Below are 425 nucleotides of genomic sequence, written 5' to 3'. Positions count from 1 at the left end.
GCACGGGCAGGCACTTGCAAATCATTGCCGATACATTTTACCAGCTCCGTCCGCGAACCACGCAACAGTCCGGCAAATTGGTATTCGCTCAAGGTATCGGGTACAGGCGTTACCGCTCCGAGAATAGTGGCAGGGTCGCAACCGAGTACGACGGCGACAGGATACGGCGTATCGGGATTGAGTTTACGGAACTCCTGATAATCCAACGCGCCACCGCGATGCGACAGCCAGCGCATAATCAGTTTGTTTTTGCCGATTAATTGTTGGCGGTAAATACCGAGATTTTGGCGTTTTTTGTGTGGACCGCGCGTGACGGTCAAGCCCCACGTTACCAGCGGCGCAACGTCTTCCGGCCAGCAATGCTGAATCGGAAGTTTATACAAATCAACGTCTTCGCCTTCCCACACGATTTCCTGACACGGCGC

General features: G+C 54.1%; 1 protein-coding gene. It reads right to left on the bottom strand.

Going from position 1 to position 425, the window contains the following annotated elements:
* Positions 1–425 (bottom strand): UbiD family decarboxylase domain-containing protein (locus ACTHUT_RS22270; RefSeq protein ID WP_440419986.1); only part of this gene is annotated, 425 nt, incomplete at both ends.

It is taken from the genome of Neisseria sp. P0022.S010 (assembly GCF_051956635.1).
Note: the sequence above shows the minus strand (reverse complement) of the source record. Positions and strands in the feature narration are given on the sequence as shown.